Origin of the sequence: Sunxiuqinia rutila, from assembly GCF_050589705.1 — a bacterium.
GTDB classification, from domain to species: domain Bacteria; phylum Bacteroidota; class Bacteroidia; order Bacteroidales; family Prolixibacteraceae; genus Sunxiuqinia; species Sunxiuqinia rutila.
Window position 1 is genome coordinate 394,596 of record NZ_JBNGOT010000004.1, and the last position, 18,010, is coordinate 412,605.

Genomic DNA, 18,010 nt, shown 5'->3' on the forward strand with positions numbered 1-18,010 from the left:
TACTAATGATTAAATTGACTTACTAAATTCCTTCCTTGTATATAATCTGTACTTGGCTAAGTATCTGCTGTCAAAAATGCCCCAAATCCACAACTTAATCTCAACATTGCTCATTTTGCGAAAGGCAGAAGAAAAACACATCCCAATCATTAGCCAAATCACAAAGTTGTTCATATCAAAACCCTGATAATCTTCAACCCAAGCATAAACCCAGCGAAAAGACACAAAAAGCCCTATTAACTTGACGTAAATATTATTCGATCGAAAAATGGCATAAAATGATGCCTTGTAAAACACTAGAAAGTATAAAATAACACCTACAACACCGGTCCATGTAAAAACATTTAAAACGCCAACCTCATTCCTTAACCTTTCCTGACGTCCGGTCGTTTCTTTCCCTAGATGTGCAAAGTGTACTGTTTCATTTCCTCTTGCCGGACTCCGACCAATTAACCAATAATCATATTTCAAAGCAGACTGTAAAACTTCAGCATACAAGAAAGTCCGGGTATCCACAGTTAAATTCTCTTCAACAATTTCACCTTCTGAATTCTCTCTTGTTTCCACATACTCTCCTTTTATATACTGATCCATCTTAAAGATTTCAAAAACGCCTGTCAATGCCAGTATAAAAAACAGGAATGGAACAACCATGAGAAGTCGCTGAGCAAGCTTCATTAATCGTCCTGACAATGCAAAATTCCGAGTCGTATAAAATCCGATGAGAAGGACAACCGGCATCAGGTATTTTATGGTATGACTTCTGGTTCCAACATCACCAAAAGCAGCAAGGGCTGTAATTACTAGCACATAGATTTTCCCGCGTATAGGCAAAGCCGGGAAAAACAGCATCATCAAACTAACCGGGAATACGTACCACCCCCATCCTCCAATTGGAAGCACCGGAAGAAAAAGGAATGAAACCGGAATAGCTATGTTTAAAAAGAATGCAAGAAAAGATCGTACTCTCTCTCTATCTAATGCTAAATAAACGACCAAAGGTATCATTAAGGCCATTCCCATTTCGATCAGGCCTTTGTAATCCCAATACAATTCAGCAATAAAGAGCCCTCGGAGAATATTAAAGCCATTCCAGATCAAATACCACCGAATAATTTGTGTTGTTTGCTTATCCTCATTGCCGATCACACTGTAACGAGCAAGAAGTGCAAAACACAACAAAATAGATAAATTGATCCCCCACCATATTATGGTATTCCCAAGTGGAAATGAAGAATATCGCTGGACAGAATAAACGGCAAGAATCAAACCAGTAAACGGCAGTATCCTTGATAATTTTTGTTCAATCATCTCATATTTATTTTCTCACAAACACTAAGACCTTCAAGCCTATATAATCTCAGCTATCCAGTCTTTAGGTGCCTTATTCAATGAGTAGTCACTGACTTTTCTGACAGATTATCTGAGAATAAATGCTACCAAGCTCAATGGCATTATTGATTTCATGATGTCTTTCCATTGCCACCAGCTTTTCTTCTTCTGATAGTTTTTGAGCTAAATTTTTATCCGAAAATAAACGGCAAATATTGGCAGCAAGCATTTCAACTTCTTCAAAACGATAAAGAAGGCCCGATTTGCCATTTTCAACAAGATCAGCGGTTCCTCCAACATACGATGCGATACAGGGAACCCCAAGGAGTTGAGCCTCACCTACAGAATTAGGACTGTTCTCTATTGCTGAAGGACAAACAAAGACATTTGATTTCAAGAACTGCTCACACATTTCCTGCTCCGACAGCAGACCCGTAAACACCACCTTGTCTTCCAAATCCAACTTTTTAATCAGCTTATTGATGTAGTTCCCAAAACCACTTATCCGAATTCCTTTGTTCTTAAAGAAGTTATTCCCGGCAACATAGACCTTTGTATTTGGGTAATGTTTTAATACAAACGGTAGTGCTTTTATCAATTGATGAAGTCCTTTTATCGGATAATGAGCCTGGCTTACAAAAATGCGGCAAGGGTCACAATTTTCAAGCGACCAGCGATGCTTGTAAAACGACGGGCGCAATGTCTCATTACAAAAATGGTATCTCGCATCAGAGTTAATAGCCCATGTATGATCTCTATCCCAGGAGGTCCGGCCGATAACATGTCCTACTTTTCGAATGAGTAACTGCTCATAGTTACCTCTTTCTGCCATGTTACGATGCTGTGAGAAAAGCGTATCGAGACGCAACAAATCCCTGATCGTAGTCGACTTCAGCAATTCCATAAAGTCAATACTCCCATAATAATACCGTTCATAAACGCTAACCAGCCCCTGAATTGAAACCACAACCCGTTCAGCGCCGCATGCTCTTACAAAAGCATAAGAATGTAGATACTCCGATCCATGGATGTGAACAACATCAGGACTAAATTTAGCTTTCACTGTTCGCCAAAGATGGTCATCACGATCAGTGTGCAGTGTGGCTCTAATTGCCTCTGGAATTAGATAATGAGTTATCCGATCAATTTCTATCTCTTGAAACACTTTCCCCTTGTAAAAAGACGCCACCCCTAAACTGATGGATGGATTCTGTTTTAAAAGTGCTTTCGCTGCAGAATTCACCCACCCAACGGTTACAGGTGCTTTCATGTTCAGTTTAGCATATACTTCAGGAAAAAGGGAATTGGTTAACCAAAGAATCTTCACAAGTTTCAATTTTAAGTATTTCATTACTACTTCCAATAGTCATTCGTCGCTAGGAATCAAAAGAAAGCCTTTGCTACTTCCAAGCTGGGCAAATGAATATTAAAGCAAAAGAATAAAGGGGTCTTTGCCCCGGATATAGTGATAAAGGTTTATGTGTTCAATTTCAATTTTTGTATAACCCGGTAATTAAACCAAACCATCTTTCTAGGCATGCGAAAGATTAATCTCAATCTTCCATCCTCCTCTAACTTATGTTTAAGATAACTGCTAAACACCGTATTCTTTTCCACAAAGTCGTCAATCAGACCTTTATCAGCCAAAGTCTTCAATCGAATCAACTCCCAAAATGCATTTCGGGTTGCCTTTCGCTTAAGTCCAACATCGGCAACTTTTTCCCTTAGGATTTCATCATATATGTAAGGTAACGTCATCGCATACCTCAATAAATTTCTTTTCGTATCCTGTTCATCATGATCCCTAAAAACGTACAACTTTCGTGAGTCACCATAAAACGAGAACTCATCTGCTTCAGAATAGATCCACACCCAGTCATAACACCCACTGCCTTCAATATTTGCTTCAAACCCTTTTACAATTGAGCGTTTTATAGCACTTGCCATATAGGGAAAACCTAACTTAAATCGAATTCCATATTCGATGATTTTTTGACCATTTTCCATATAACCAAAGGGAAGCGTATGCTTATGCGGCAACATGCCTTCATTGGTTAAGCGAATAAAATCAGAATAGAAAATATCAATATTCGGATGTCGATTATAAGCTTCTAAAAATGATTCTACATAGATAGGTGACAACTGATCATCATCTTGCAGATTCATCACAAACTCTGAACTTGCAAGCTCAAAGCCACGAGCAAAATTACCTGCCATTCCAATATTCTCACTATTCCGATAATAAGGAACGCCTTTTTCTTCACAAACTTTTTCAAAGTAATCATGAGAAGAACAGTTGTCAACAACAATGATCTTACACTTTACGGTCTGGTTCAATGCACTTTCAAGAGCAGTAAGAAAAAAATCCTTCCTTTCATAAACAGGCATGGATATCGTAAGTAAGTCCGTATAACTCATTTCATTTTATTAAGTATTGACGAATTGAATTTTACCTCACCCAAATAAATAGATGAAGCAATCAGCACCATTCTAGCCAGTCACATGCTTTCACTGGCAAAAAGTAAACAGAGGATCAACAAAAATTAGGATTTGGGGAATTATAATAGAAACTGATGACTTCAGTTGACCACGAATTAAGTTACCAATAACAGCCTCCCTCTACGAGATCAGAGTTTTTGGGCTTTTCCTTTTGGCTGGCAGTAACCCAATGTTGATTGACGAGCCCGGGATAGTCATAAGTATGATGATAGTCGGGACTTTCCCATCGCTTTCCTCGTATCCCAAACAGAAGCTGCAAACTGCCTCCAACATGAAACGCTTTTTTCCCTTGCCTCTTAACATGTGCGGCCAATGGAAACCCATAAGCTCCAGCTCCAATCAAACAAATATCATAATCAATTTTATCGATTTCCTCTTTCATAAAGTTCAACGCTTCAAACCAATCTGCAAAAGCGGTCTTTGTTCCGGCAACACTTTGCACAGCCTGCACTGTCTTTAGTTCAAACTCGGGTAACAGATTGTTTTCAAACAAATATTCCCGCTTCTTGTATTGTTTCTTGATTGTTTCTGTAAACGGGTGAACAACTAAAACTTTCTTACCCTCCAATGCTGATGTCCACGGCTTTTCCGCCCAATAAGGATCTAGAACCAGCAACTGCACTTTAATGGCATTTTTCAGTTCATTTTGAAAATACCTTTCATTTGGCTGCCAAGATCCGAGAATATCGACTTGAGGCGTATCTGCTATCATTAATTGACTAAATTCTTCAAGTTTGTCTTCCTGTGGAGGGAAAAAGCCAGCTCCTGTATGCATCAAATCAATAACCTTTTCATCCCACCACCATGATGGTGAATTTTCAAAAATATATTCTGACACACTTCTCTTTCTTATTCTGACTCCTAAATAATTAACCATTGCTGACAACTCATTGGCTCCGAACCTGGCAATCATGCAAGGCTTATCATCCAAAAGCCGACTTCTAATTATTTCTGCTACCTCGTTAGGTTCTCTAATACATTGCGGTCTGTCCGGAAAACTTCCCCATGGACTATGAGCGTAAACCTTACGCGCTATCATAAGTCCTAATCTTATCGTCTGATCTATCATGAAAAATTATCTAATAAATGATGTCAAAAAATGAGTTGCCTCTGACCGTTTTTGTTTGAGTTTTCTATTCACCTCATCCCATTGTACCGGTTCCTCAACAATGCTGATATAATTATCGTTTCCGCTGGTAATCATTCTCCCTTCCAGTCCAAAATCATTTAGGACAGAAATAAACCGGGCAATCCCTCTCTCCTTATTTCCAATTATTAAGAATGGCTTATTAAAGATTATTGAAAAGACACAACCATGAAAAGAATCTGTAACAACAAACTTAGCCTCATAAAAGCCTCGTAACCAACTTACCACAGAGGGCTTCACTTTCAGCCCCCATTTTCTCTTAGACTGATTCACCGAAAAAGGCGTGTAGCCAAACCGGTCGCTAATATCTTTTACTATAGCTTGTTTCTCGTCAGTTTTATCCAGCAAATAAACGAGACAATCTCCTTTAATAGTGGCTTGCTCCTTGTTGACCACCTCAACATAATCATCTGCAGAGAGAAGCATCACAGGATCTACAACATGCTCAGCATCAGCGCCTAAGTATTTTTCACATAGCTCAACGCCTGACTTTTCTCTTAATGAAACAGCTTGAAATTCTTTGATGTGTTTCCTAATCTCCCTGGTTTCATCCTCATCATATTGCCATTCATCAATCCCAAATGAGGCAGCATAGGTCATTTTATTAACCTTTCCATCGACAAAGTCCAGGAAATAGTTCATTTTCAAATCTCCATAGATACAAGCTTTGCGCCAGACCTGATCGCTCCCCACGATGATTGTTGTAAATCCATACTTTTCAATGCATTTAAAATCAGATTTGGTCCGGATTCGGTTGGTCCTTGGTGCAACATACTCCTTAAAAAAGCGGGCTAAGTTTCGCCCCTCAATAGCTCGACGAATCGATCTTCCCAATAAGAGTTTCACAATGTCTTTAGCAAGCTGAGTTAACTTATTTTTCTCCGGAAAATCTCTGTAAATATGTGTTGTATCATATCCTAGCTTTATAAGATACGTCTGAAGAGCATATGCTTGGAGAACTCCCCCATAATTCGCATTAAAAGGCAAGGTAAGAATTCCCACTTTGGTCTTTTCTTTGTTTATTGATTCTGATGTTTTCATGTTAAATACGAATCTGTATCCATTATTACATTCACTTCTGTAATTACCAAACAAACTCACCAATACTCTTTTCTGCCTTAAGATAAGATTGCTCCAAGAAGACTACTCCTGTCTTCTTCTGGAGTATTTTTCAGTGATCTTTTCAAGCAGCATATACACCAGTTGTTTTTCACGAAAGTTTATAGCAATAAACCAAAAGGTTAATATGAAAGCAAGACTTGATGAAAATCCTACAACAATCAACCTGATGAAGCTACCCTCCATCAAGAAAAAAGGTAATAATCCACTAAAAAAAGTAATTGAAAAAAGATAAAGACAGGGCAAAAAAACCTCATATAAATACTCCTTGACTGAAAGGCCATAGTTTTTATGAGCATAGTAGATAACTATAACTCCCCCAATAATCCCCCAACTGGAGATCCACAAGACATACATAAAATAGGGAGGCAGGCCAAGTGAAAATGCCAGGATTGATAATGGAAGCGGCAGGAAGTAAGACACGCTACGTACAATAGAAAAGTTCTTAATGTTACCTTCTGCTCCAATACCACTTTGCACAACAACAATTAGTTGTGTTATAAGATTCCGAATGATTTCCAACTTGCAAAAAACCACAGCCCATTCGGGCACTTCCTTCAACCAAAATTCCAAAATAAATCTTGTCTCTATTATACAAGGAATGGCGAAGAAGGCAAGTAGAAAAAAAGAAAACTTAGAGCCAGTCATCGCAATACGAATCATTTGTGCCCTGTTATCTCCCCCTTCACTCTTGACCAGTACAGGATTTAGCGCCTTCAACATCGTATTTGAAAATGCCATCAATTGTCCGGCAATCTGGTTTGCGACTCCTTGAGCGGCATTCAGGATAGTACCAAAAAACGAGTTTAAAACAATGGACATTCCCTGCATGGTCACTAAACTGGCAGCACTATTTAAAAAACTCCATCCGGCAAAACTAGTCATCTCCCGAAATAGATCCTTGTCATAGTACTTCCTGATATTGATTGTTACCTCTTCGTACTTTCGATGGCAATAAACTCGTAAAATCAATAGTAAGAGTATCGCCAAGGAAGCCATTAGGAAACCGTAACTAGCTAAACGATCTAAACTTGTGTAGGTTATAAAAATTGCAATACTAAGTTTTAATACGACTTCGAGAACTCCTATAATCGCCACAAAAAGCATATTTTCATGGGCATTAATAACCGCATCATAGGGTACTGAAATAACCTTTACAAAGGTACTAACTACCAAAAAATGATATATAAGCTTGGCAACATCCATCCGAGCAGGATCGATCGTAAGAATCCCTCTAAAGAGAAAGTAGCCCAACAATTCAAGAAGAATTACTAATGCAAAACCTATAATAAGATGTAAAGCTACACTAACATTGAAAATCTTCTTTTGCCTTCCTTCATCTCCTTGCCCTTGTGCATATGACATAAACCGCTGACTCGCAGCAGCCATCGCTCCATTCAGAAAAGTCAACATCGATACCGCACCGCCTACCACATTAAAAATTCCATAATCCTTGGCCCCCAAAGCAGCAAGAATAAGTCTTGTGGCATATAAAGAAATAAAGACCGTTATTCCCATCTTGGCATATAGAATGCCTGTGTTTAGGGCGACACGCTTTGCTGGCTGCATATAATTTGGGGTATAGATTGTTTGCTTTGGTCCATTGGATTCCATCATTCAACTGAAATAAGAAAGAACCTTAAGCCTTGATAATACTAAAAGAAAAGTCCTTTTCAGAACAGGGTACAGCTTCGCCGCTTGCCTCCCAAAATTCAATTGGTGCCTCGTTGTCTTAAAGCTATTTTGAGAAAGTTTTTTTGCAATTAACTTATGAAGTTGGTATTATTATGAGCCGCATAAAAATCAACCTAATTCAGCAACTCCCCTAACCAAATAAGAAAGAGAAGAGTAAAATGGCGATTCTTCAATATTTCATAAAACAATACAGCTTCGCTAACTGACTCCCAATCTGATGTTCTGAAAAGAGCATTTTTAGCACTTTTCTCACACCTTCAAATATCGATTGAGATCTGCTTCAAAACAATGGGTAATTTCACGTAAAAGCCGCTTCACTATTACAAATGCCGCAAATAACACGGGCAAACTGAACATTATCCTTGAATATATCTGATAACCTTCGTGATAGCATCTTTTTTCATCTACAAAGCATCGATTCAAAACATCAAAGAGAAAAAAACAACGTAAGCATATCGGGTCTAACAAAGGCCATTTTATGAGTTTTGAAAAAATATTCAAAAAAATAATTGCCATATATTTATCCTGACTCCCAAATTGATGATGTTCATTATCAAGAAGCTCAAACGAGCTGATTTACACCTCACGCTATCCGTATCCGTAAAATAATTGTGAATTCGGCGAGCTGTCAATTTTAACCATTTGTTTAGTATTATATTCGCGCACTGAATACCGCCCTTGCTAGGGTGCCAAATGTTCTGTTGCAAATTAGTACTTTTGATTATAAACAACACCAAATCGTTCATTTTAACTCGATCGTACCAAAACGTACTTAAAAGAAGTTGACAACACTTATGAAAAAAGAGAAATGGCTTTTGCTGGGTATCATCCTGTATTTACTGATCAATATCTCCGGATTGTTTATTCCTATTGTAATTAATGCCGCAAAGTACGCACAGGTAGGTCGTGAAATTCTCGACAACCAGGACTGGATTAACCTGACCATTGGAGGCGATGCCTATGATCAAAAACCACCTCTTTTATTCTGGATTGCTGCCGCTGTATTTCGGATCACCGGAGTTTCAGTCTTTGCATTTAAACTAAGCGTCTTGCTCATTTCTTTAATCGGGATTTACGGCACCTTTAAACTGGGCGAACTATTATACGACAAAAGAACCGGAACGCTGGCTGCATTTTTCTGGGGAACTTGTTTAGGATACGTTCATTTTCACAATGATATTCACACCGATACACTGTTGGTTGTTCCTGTTATTTTGGCCATTTGGCAATATGCAGCCTGGATAAAATTCAATAAGAACTCAGCATTCTATCTGGGCACGATTTTTCTCGGATTAGCCCTTCTCAGTAAAGGACCAGTTGCACTTGTCATTGTTGGATCGGCAGTTGGCTTGCACCTATTATTTACCCGCAATCTTAAAATGTTGCTCAATATCCGGTCGGTTATCGCCCTTTTCATCCTGCTTCTATCCATTCTCCCGGCTTTATGGGGGCTATACCAGCAATTCGGCATGGAAGGCATTAAATTCTATTTCTGGACTAACAATGCCGGACGCATCAGTGGAAGTTATGCCGGTAGCAATACCGATCCTTTCTTCTACATCCACACAAGTTTGTACGTTATTGCCCCCTGGGCCTTTTTCACTTTCGTTGGAGTCTTTCTTCAGATCAAGGAGAAGATAACCCAGAAGCTTAAAATTACCCCAACAAACGAATATTATACGCTTGGCGGAAGCCTGATTTATTTACTGATTCTTTCGACTGCCAGGGCAAAGAATCCCCACTACGAACTAGCAGTTATGCCTCTTTTAACAATAATTGCAGCCCGATGGGCTTACCTGATCTTTGAGAAACCACAATTCCTCAAACTTCGAAAAGCACTGGGCACAATTCACCTGATTTCAGCCTTCGTACTTCTGACTTTGACTGCTGCTTTTTTAGGCTATGTTTTCCCAAATAGAAACCCTTGGATCTGGATCATCATTGGTCTATTAACCGCAGGATTCGTTTATGTGCTTCGCTGGAAACCCGGACTAAACAAACAATTGACTTATCTATTGCTGGCCAATTCAATTTTATTATTTACACTAAACGTTCATATTCTACCTAAGCTAAGCCAGTACCAATCCTCTTTTCAAGCTTGTGCTATATTTAACGAGCAAGCTGCCCCTAATGAGAAACTGCATATTTTTACAGTCGAAAGCCGCTATTGGGAGATCTTCTTGTACTCTAAGAGCTATGGCCGATACATCATTACCGCTGAAGATTTTAAAGCGATCAATCCACCTGCAAACGACTGGTTGTACACCGGTCCGGAAGGCATGGAAAAGTTGGTTCAAATGAACATTGCGGTAGATACAGTTGGCGTGTTTCAACATAAAAGCATGTCAAGTCTCCCGATTAAATTTCTCAATCCCAAAACCCGGGCTTCCAAACTAAAACCCCGCTACCTGGTTCAGCTAAAGGAGAAGTAAATAGAAAGAAATTAGACGAGTCTGATGTTAAAAGTAAATTAGCTCATCCCATGAGCTAAACTAGACTTGTTGCTGAAACTGAAGAGATTCTCGCACTTTGTTTGGTCAAGCTATATCAACAGGACAGCAAAGTTTTTCCTTTACAGATTGTGTAAAATTTATGCCTAGTCCCAGAATTTGGACCTGATCCACAGCAAACAAAAAAAGAGCTACAAGTAATTCTTGTAACTCTCTGATTATGAAGTGGGCCCACCTGGGCTTGAACCAGGGACCACCTGATTATGAGTCAGGTGCTCTAACCAACTGAGCTATAGGCCCTAAATATTTTTGTTGATAAGTGTAAAATTCGGATTGCAAGTTTACAACATTAGCTGAAAATACACAAGCAAAAACCGATATTTCTATTATCTACGATTCTTGCTGACTGGCAGTTTCAGACTCATCTTCTGATTCAAGTTCAGTACCATCCAACTTGCTAAACAACTGACGATAAAACAAGAGGATACTGAATATTCCGATGGTTATCGCTGAATCAGCAATATTGAATACCGGCCTGAAAAACAAAAAGTCGTTTCCTCCAATAAACGGGAGCCAGCCAGGATAACGTCCTGAAAACAGCGGGAAATAAAGCATATCAACAACCTTTCCATGCAGGAAAGAAGAGTATCCGCCTTCGGCCGGCAGAAACTGAGCAACCTGCCCATAACTTTCATTAAAAATCAAGCCATAAACAGCACTGTCGATGATATTACCAATAGCTCCAGCCAGAATTAAGGCAATGCAAGCGATAAAGCCCATTGGCACTTCTTCCTTTTTGATGAGTTTAAACAAGTACCAGCCAATTCCGATTACGGCTACAATCCGAAATAAACTCAAAAAGATTTTTCCATACTCGCCGGCAAATTCGATTCCAAAGGCCATTCCGTTGTTTTCAACAAAATGAATCAGGAACCAATCTCCAATTACTGAAAATTCTTGCCCGAGGTACATGTTGGTTTTAACCAACACTTTGACGAATTGATCGACAAAAAGCACCGAAAAAACCAGAAGTAAGGATTTCGTTAATCTTGACATGATTTCACTTTCTTCATAAAAAAATGATTGGAAGCGAATTCCTTCCAATCATTTCTATAATTTCTACCTGTAGTGTTCTACTTTTGACTGTTCTTGGCCTCAATACTCAATGTAGCATGAGGAACCGCGCGCAACCGCTCTTTGGCAATCAGCTTTCCGGTTTCACGACAAATCCCATAGGTTTTGTTCTCAATCCGTATCAAAGCTGCCTGCAAGTGCTGAATAAACTTCAACTGGCGCTGGGCCAGTTTCCCGGCTTCTTCCTTCGACAGTGTGGCAGCTCCTTCTTCCAGCACCTTAAAGGTGGGCGAAGTATCCTGCGTATCGTTACCATCGCTCTGCGTGATCGAATTCTTATAGATTTCGTAATCCGCTTTAGCCTTTTCAAGCTTACCCAGAATCAGCTCTTTGAATTCAGCCAATTCGGCATCTGTATATCTCGTTTTTTCTGTCATAACCTTAAATTTTTAGGATCCCCAACGGAGATCAGGTGATCATCAATTGCGACCCTAAATTATAAAAATATTTTGAATTGTCTCAGGTCATAGAACATACTAAACGATCAGTGGTTCAACTTATTTTATTTAGACGAATCAAAGCATCAACATCCTGATCAATTTCTACACGAGAAAATGCTGTATCCCCAATGTTATCGATTAGTTCAAGACTGTCAGCCAGGGTTTGCGCACTGATATATTCTTTAAAATTACGCACCGATTCATTGAAAAAGTCATGTTTTTCGATAATAATTTCAATGCGATCCGTCACTTCAAAGTTGCTTTCTTTCCGCAAATTCTGGATTTTGTTAATAAATTCACGAGCAATTCCCTCCTGCTTCAAATCATCAGTCAGGTTGATATCCAAAGCAATGGTTAAACCACCTTCGGTGGCAACCAGCCAGCCCGGAATATCTTCAGTCAGAATTTCAACATCGTCCGTGCTCAAATTAATCGTCTCATCACCAAGCGACAAGGCATACGATCCTGATTTTTCAAGCAGAGCAATTTCGTCCTGGCTAAATTTGGAAACGGCACCGGCTATTTGTTTCATCATCTTGCCATATTTTGGCCCCAATGTTTTAAAGTTGGGCTTAATTTTCTTTTTGATGATGCCTGAAGTATCCGTTAAGTACTCCACCTCTTTCACATTCACTTCTGAAAGAATGATGCTTTCAACCGCTTCAAACTGCGTCTTGAAATGCTCATTCAACACCGGAACCATGATTTTAGCCAATGGCTGACGCACTTTTAGTTTTTCCTTTCGGCGCAAGCCCAAAATCATGGAAGAGGCTTTTTGTGCAATAGCCATTCTCTCCTCCAACTCACGGTCAATCAGGCTTTCGTTTGCTGTTGGAAATTCCGCCAAATGCACACTTTGATCTGGCTCCAGTCCGGTCATTTTATTCAGGTCGGCATAAAGCTGGTCAGCATAAAACGGAGCTATTGGAGCCGCCAGTTTTGCCACAGTCACCAAACACGAGTATAAGGTTTGGTAGGCTGAAATTTTATCCTGATCATATTCACCACCCCAGTAACGTTTCCGGCTTAAGCGTACAAACCAATTACTTAAGTTCTCGGTAACAAATTCGGAGATGGCGCGTCCGGCACGGGTTGGCTCATACGCTTCCAGGCTCTCGCCCACTTCTTTCACCAGCGAATTCAGCAAAGAGATAATCCAGCGATCAATCTCCGGACGTTCACTCACCGGTACTTCGGCCTCTTTAAACCGGAAACCATCTACGTTGGCATACAAGGCAAAAAAGCCATAGGTATTGTAGAGCGTTCCGAAGAATTTGCGTCGTACTTCATCAATTCCGCCCACATCAAACTTCAGGTTATCCCAAGGCTGTGCGTTGGTAAGCATGTACCAGCGCAATGGGTCCGATCCATATTTTTCAATCGTTTCGAACGGATCAACCGCGTTGCCCAAACGTTTCGACATTTTATTGCCCGCCTTGTCGAGCACCAGTCCGTTGGAAATAATATTTTTGAATGCAACCGATTCATCAATCATGGTTGCAATGGCATGCAGCGTAAAGAACCATCCACGGGTTTGATCCACTCCTTCTGCAATGAAATCAGCAGGAAATACATCTTTGAAAATATCACTGTTCTCAAACGGGAAGTGACGTTGTGCGTAAGGCATTGCCCCCGAATCAAACCAAACATCAATCAGGTCCGGCTCACGGAACATTTTCTGCCCGTCGTCGCTCACCAAAAAGATGTCGTCCACATACGGACGGTGTAAATCAATTTTATCGTAGTTGGCTGCATCAAAGTTTCCGGCTTCAAATCCTTCATACGGATTTTTATCCATCATTCCGGCAGCAACGGCTTTTTCAATTTCCGCCATCAACTCTTCAACCGAACCAATGCATTTGGTTTGCGTGCCATCTTCCGTACGCCAAATTGGAAGCGGTGTTCCCCAGAAACGCGAACGGCTCAGGTTCCAGTCTACCAGGTTCTCCAGCCAGTTTCCAAAACGACCACTACCTGTCGATTTTGGTTTCCAGTTGATGGTATTGTTCAACGCAATCAGCTTATCTTTTACCGCAGTCGTTTTAATAAACCAGCTGTCCAGCGGATAATAAAGAACCGGTTTATCCGTACGCCAGCAATGCGGGTAGCTGTGTTCGTGTTTTTCTATTTTGAAGGCTTTGTTTTCCTTCTTCAACATCACTGAAATGTCTACATCAATTGTTGAGTAAGATTCATCCAGCACCTCATCGTATTCATTTTTGACATAGCGCCCGCTGAATTCCGGATAGGTTTCCTGATTCACCTGAGTGCTTACAAAGCCCGGTTCCAAATCTTCAATTCGATAGAAGCGGCCCTTGCGGTCAACCATCGGCTGATTTTTGCCTTCCTTGTCTTCCACAAACAAGGGTACAATGCCGTTTTGCTTTGCTACCCGGTCGTCATCAGCACCAAAAGTAGGCGCAATGTGCACGATTCCTGTACCATCTTCCGTGGTCACAAAATCACCTGTAATCACGCGGAAAGCATCTCCTTTAGGCTGAACCCAGTTGATCAGCTGCTCGTAGTTTACGCCGGCCAATTCTTCACCGGTAAATTCAGCCACCACTTCAAACGGGATCTTCTTATCTCCCGGCTTGTACTCATCCAAGGCAAGCTCGGCATGCTTGGGGTTGAAGTGAGCGCTCAGCAAATCTTTCGCCAAAATCATTGTAGCCGGAGCTCCGGTATAGGGGTTGAACGATTTTACTTTGACGTAGGTAATTTTTGGTCCCACACAAAGTGCCGTGTTCGAAGGCAGCGTCCAGGGAGTTGTCGTCCATGCTAAAAAGTAAACAGGCGTATCCACTCCTTCAAATAAAAACTCGGACTTCTCGTTACGAATCACTTCAAACTGAGCTACAGCCGTAGTGTCTTTCACATCGCGGTAGCATCCCGGCTGGTTCAGCTCGTGCGAGCTCAACCCGGTACCTGCAGCTGGCGAATAGGGCTGAATGGTGTATCCTTTGTACAACAATCCTTTGTCGAAAAGCTTGCGCAACAACCACCAAACCGTTTCAATATAACGGTTATCGTAAGTGATGTAGGGATCATCCATGTTCACCCAATACCCCATTTGGCGGGTCAGTTCTTCCCACTCTTTAGTATATTTCATCACTTCGCGGCGGCAAGCAGCATTGTACTCTTCAACCGTAATTTTGCCCCCAATATCTTCTTTGGTAATTCCCAATGATTTTTCAACACTCAGCTCCACTGGTAAGCCATGGGTATCCCATCCGGCCTTGCGGTGAACCCGAAAACCTTTCATGGTTTTGTAGCGGCAAAAGGTGTCTTTAATGGCCCGTGCCATCACGTGATGAATTCCCGGCATTCCATTCGCAGAAGGTGGCCCTTCATAAAAAACAAAGGTTTCATTCCCCTCGCGGGTGCTTATACTTTTATGAAAGGTATCATCCTCTTCCCACTTTTTCAGAACATCCTTGTTCACCTGAGAAAGGTCTAACTGCTTGTATACAGGAAATTTATCACTCATTGGATTCCTATTTTGTCGTTCTTTTTTTAAGAGGTACAAATATAGAAATTTTTTGCGTTCAGGGAGCCTAGTTCTTGTTCTTTAAAGAATTACCCTGTTCGCTGTATTTTTCAGGAAAGCTAATCGACAGTTTTTGCCAGTATATTGTCAGAATCAGCATGCGCTTGATTGCCGGACTTTCAGGATTAATGTTTTCAACCCATAAAACCTGATTCAGACAATTTACTCATACCGCAAGGCTTCTACCGGGTTCCGTGTCGCTGCCCGCCAGCTTTGCCAGCTAACCGTTAGCAGCGCGATGCCCAAGGCCAGCAAACCAGCTAAAGCAAATATCCACCAACTTAAGGTGGTCTTGTAGGCAAAGTTCTCCAGCCACCTACTCATGGCATACCAGGCAATCGGGCAGGCAATTACAAAAGCAATGGTGACCCACTTGATAAAGTCTTTGTTGAGCAAAGTAAGGATTTCAAAGATTGTGGCGCCATTCACTTTCCGGATGCCAATTTCTTTGGTCCGCTGTTGTGCAATAAATAGCGAAAGTGCACTGATCCCGATGATACTAATCAGCACACCAAGGATGGAAAAGCTAAGCAGAATACGACTCAATATGACTTCGGCTTTGTACTGTTGAGCAATCTGTTCATCCATAAAAAAGTAACTGAATTCCTGCTCCGGGTAAAGTTGCTGCCAAACCTGTTTCACGTCATTCATTGCCGCTTGAAGGTTTCCGGGGTTTAGCCGAACATGTGTAAACCGTGCACGCCTGGCTGATTCATCCAGCCAGAAAGCAAAATCGCCAATCGGCTGATGAGCTGAATTGTAATTAAAATCTTTGGCAACACCAATGAAACTTATCCGTTCCTGATCGGGCTCCAAAGGTTGGGTTTGCTGATAAGCATGCAGCGCATCCAGGCTTCCGTGTCTTTCAATCAGTCGATGGTACAAATGCTCATTAATTACCATGCCCCGTACTGTATCGGCAGCTGGGTTGATCCAGTTTTCAGCCAACTGAATATTCATGGTTTTCAGGTAGTCGTAGTTCGCAAATACAAACTCAGCGCTGCCGTCAATACCCAGGCCTTCAAGATTTATACTTTGCGTAGGATATCCAAAATGCTGGCTGGTAAATCCAACAGCAGCGACTGAACTTAGCTTTTCCAGTTCGCTGGCAAAAACAGCCGGATCTTTTGAAAAATCGCTCACCTTTACCACCACCACATTCTCCTGGTCAAAACCAAGTGACTGATTGGCAATAAAATTGATTTGCTTGTTCACTAAAACCGTACCGCAGAGCAGCAAAATAACAATAGACACCTGCCCAATCAGCAAGGATTTCAAAACAACACTTCCCGAGAAATTCGTTCTCTCCCAAAGAATATCAATAGTTGATGTTTTCTTCAACAAAAAGAAGTAGCTGAAAATGGCTGTTAACCCCAAACAAAGAGCAACAACCAGCCCCATGACAACATAAACCACCGGCTCAGAATAGTAGACTCGGAAATCAATATCGAAGATCCGATTAATGGCTGGACGAATGCTTTCAGCCAAAATCAAAGCAAGTACCATGGACAAGCCACAAAAGAAAAAAACCTCTACCAACACCTGCCTGATGAGCTGAGTGACGTTCGCCCCCAACGATTTTTTCAAGCCCAGCTCTTTAGAACGTTTTATGAGTTTAGCCAAAGTCAGGTTGATAAAGTTCAACAGCGAAGTCAACAAAATCACGCTAGCGATAAGCACAAACAAACCGATATTGATCTTGCTTGAACTTTCCTTTAACTCAAACCGGTAATCCGATTTCAGATGAATATCAGCAAGCGGGATCAATCCAAACCGGTAATCTTTCGGGCCTCGTGTCTCCTTCAAACTACTGGCATTAAAATAGTCCAGCAACTTTGCAACCACCGTCGATGGCGCTGCATGCTCCTTCAGTTTGATGTAATTGTAAGTCCAGTGTATTTTTAGTTCGGGCAACGAGGCATACCGCTCACTAAGTGCACCTTTTTGCGAAAGCAGAACATGATAATTGAAGTGTGTTTTAGGATACGTATTCCGGACTACTCCCCGTATTTCGTAAGCCCCCAAATCACGCATGTATTGCAAGGCATCAACCTCCAGAATCTTTCCAATGGGGTTTTCATCAGGAAAATACTTTTGAGCAAAGGCCTCTGAAACAAAAGCAGTGTTGGGCTTATTGATTTCGGTCAGATCTCCTACGACGCTTTCAACCATAAAAAGATCCATAAAAGCCTGATCAACCGACAAAACATCTTCTTGCTGAATGGCTTGCCCATCGATGGTTATCGTCCCAACCGGCGTATGCGAGAATTGAGTGGCCACTTCTAATTCGGGTAGGGTTACTGCCGCTTTATGAACCATGCCTAAGCTTCGTGCCCAATCCTTAAATCCCTGCCCTTCAGGCGACGAGCTAACCCGATAAATGTTCTGGTAGCCCTCAAAGTGGGTATCAAAGCTTTTTTCATTCATCACATGCAAAAAGAGAACGAAAAAAGACGTAATCCCAACTGTCAGTCCGACAACATTGATGAGCGAGAAGGTTTTGTCGCTCAAAACCCTACGGATAAATAATTTGAAGCTGTACCAAATCATAGGCAAAATTATTAAAGCATTTTCACACTATATCTACATTCAGCAATTTATCCTTCTTCACAGAATTCACTCCTAAATTCCTCACTCCCAACAT

Annotated in this window: 11 protein-coding genes and 1 tRNA gene; 1 reads left to right on the forward strand and 11 read right to left on the reverse strand. The window is 41.0% G+C overall.

All coding sequences use genetic code 11. From position 1 onward, the window contains the following. Positions 1–9 precede the first annotated feature (9 nt). The 6 genes from ACRD6K_RS07035 to ACRD6K_RS07060 form a co-directional block, all read right to left on the reverse strand. The gene (locus tag ACRD6K_RS07035) at positions 10–1,311 is read right to left on the reverse strand and encodes a hypothetical protein (protein WP_430972680.1); all 1,302 of its coding nucleotides are present in this window, start codon (positions 1,309–1,311) and stop codon (positions 10–12) included. Positions 1,312–1,399: 88 nt separating this feature from the next. Next, the gene (locus ACRD6K_RS07040; protein WP_430972681.1) at positions 1,400–2,683 is read right to left on the reverse strand and encodes a glycosyltransferase family 4 protein; all 1,284 of its coding nucleotides are present in this window, start codon (positions 2,681–2,683) and stop codon (positions 1,400–1,402) included. Positions 2,684–2,808: 125 nt separating this feature from the next. Next, complete coding sequence (locus ACRD6K_RS07045) at positions 2,809–3,750, reverse strand: glycosyltransferase family 2 protein (RefSeq protein WP_430972682.1); 942 nt, start codon at positions 3,748–3,750, stop codon at positions 2,809–2,811. A 181-nt stretch (positions 3,751–3,931) separates the two neighbouring features. Next, positions 3,932–4,900, reverse strand: a complete 969-nt coding sequence (locus ACRD6K_RS07050) for a GT-D fold domain-containing protein (RefSeq protein ID WP_430972683.1) — start codon at positions 4,898–4,900, stop codon at positions 3,932–3,934. A gap of 6 nt (positions 4,901–4,906) precedes the next feature. Next, positions 4,907–6,019, reverse strand: coding sequence for a polysaccharide pyruvyl transferase family protein (locus tag ACRD6K_RS07055; RefSeq protein ID WP_430972684.1), 1,113 nt, complete (start codon positions 6,017–6,019; stop codon positions 4,907–4,909). 102 nt (positions 6,020–6,121) lie between these two features. After that, positions 6,122–7,714: an MATE family efflux transporter gene (locus tag ACRD6K_RS07060; protein ID WP_430972685.1), complete on the reverse strand. Its 1,593-nt coding sequence runs from the start codon at positions 7,712–7,714 to the stop codon at positions 6,122–6,124. Positions 7,715–8,586: 872 nt separating this feature from the next. On the opposite strand from ACRD6K_RS07060, the gene ACRD6K_RS07065 reads away from it, so the two are divergent. Further along, the gene (locus ACRD6K_RS07065; RefSeq protein WP_430972686.1) at positions 8,587–10,224 is read left to right on the forward strand and encodes an ArnT family glycosyltransferase; all 1,638 of its coding nucleotides are present in this window, start codon (positions 8,587–8,589) and stop codon (positions 10,222–10,224) included. 244 nt (positions 10,225–10,468) lie between these two features. On the opposite strand, the gene ACRD6K_RS07070 is transcribed toward ACRD6K_RS07065, so the two are convergent. The 5 genes from ACRD6K_RS07070 to ACRD6K_RS07090 all read right to left on the reverse strand — a co-directional run bounded on the left by ACRD6K_RS07070 (position 10,469) and on the right by ACRD6K_RS07090 (position 17,916). Further along, positions 10,469–10,542, reverse strand: a tRNA-Ile gene (locus ACRD6K_RS07070). A gap of 90 nt (positions 10,543–10,632) precedes the next feature. After that, positions 10,633–11,298 (reverse strand): lipoprotein signal peptidase, encoded by a 666-nt coding sequence (locus tag ACRD6K_RS07075; RefSeq protein ID WP_430972687.1) that lies wholly within the window; start codon positions 11,296–11,298, stop codon positions 10,633–10,635. A 77-nt stretch (positions 11,299–11,375) separates the two neighbouring features. Beyond that, the gene (locus ACRD6K_RS07080) at positions 11,376–11,753 is read right to left on the reverse strand and encodes a TraR/DksA family transcriptional regulator (protein ID WP_299583650.1); all 378 of its coding nucleotides are present in this window, start codon (positions 11,751–11,753) and stop codon (positions 11,376–11,378) included. Positions 11,754–11,868: 115 nt separating this feature from the next. After that, positions 11,869–15,306, reverse strand: a complete 3,438-nt coding sequence (gene ileS / locus ACRD6K_RS07085) for an isoleucine--tRNA ligase (RefSeq protein WP_430972688.1) — start codon at positions 15,304–15,306, stop codon at positions 11,869–11,871. Between the two features lie 222 nt (positions 15,307–15,528). Beyond that, the gene (locus ACRD6K_RS07090; RefSeq protein WP_430972689.1) at positions 15,529–17,916 is read right to left on the reverse strand and encodes an ABC transporter permease; all 2,388 of its coding nucleotides are present in this window, start codon (positions 17,914–17,916) and stop codon (positions 15,529–15,531) included. Positions 17,917–18,010 lie beyond the last annotated feature (94 nt).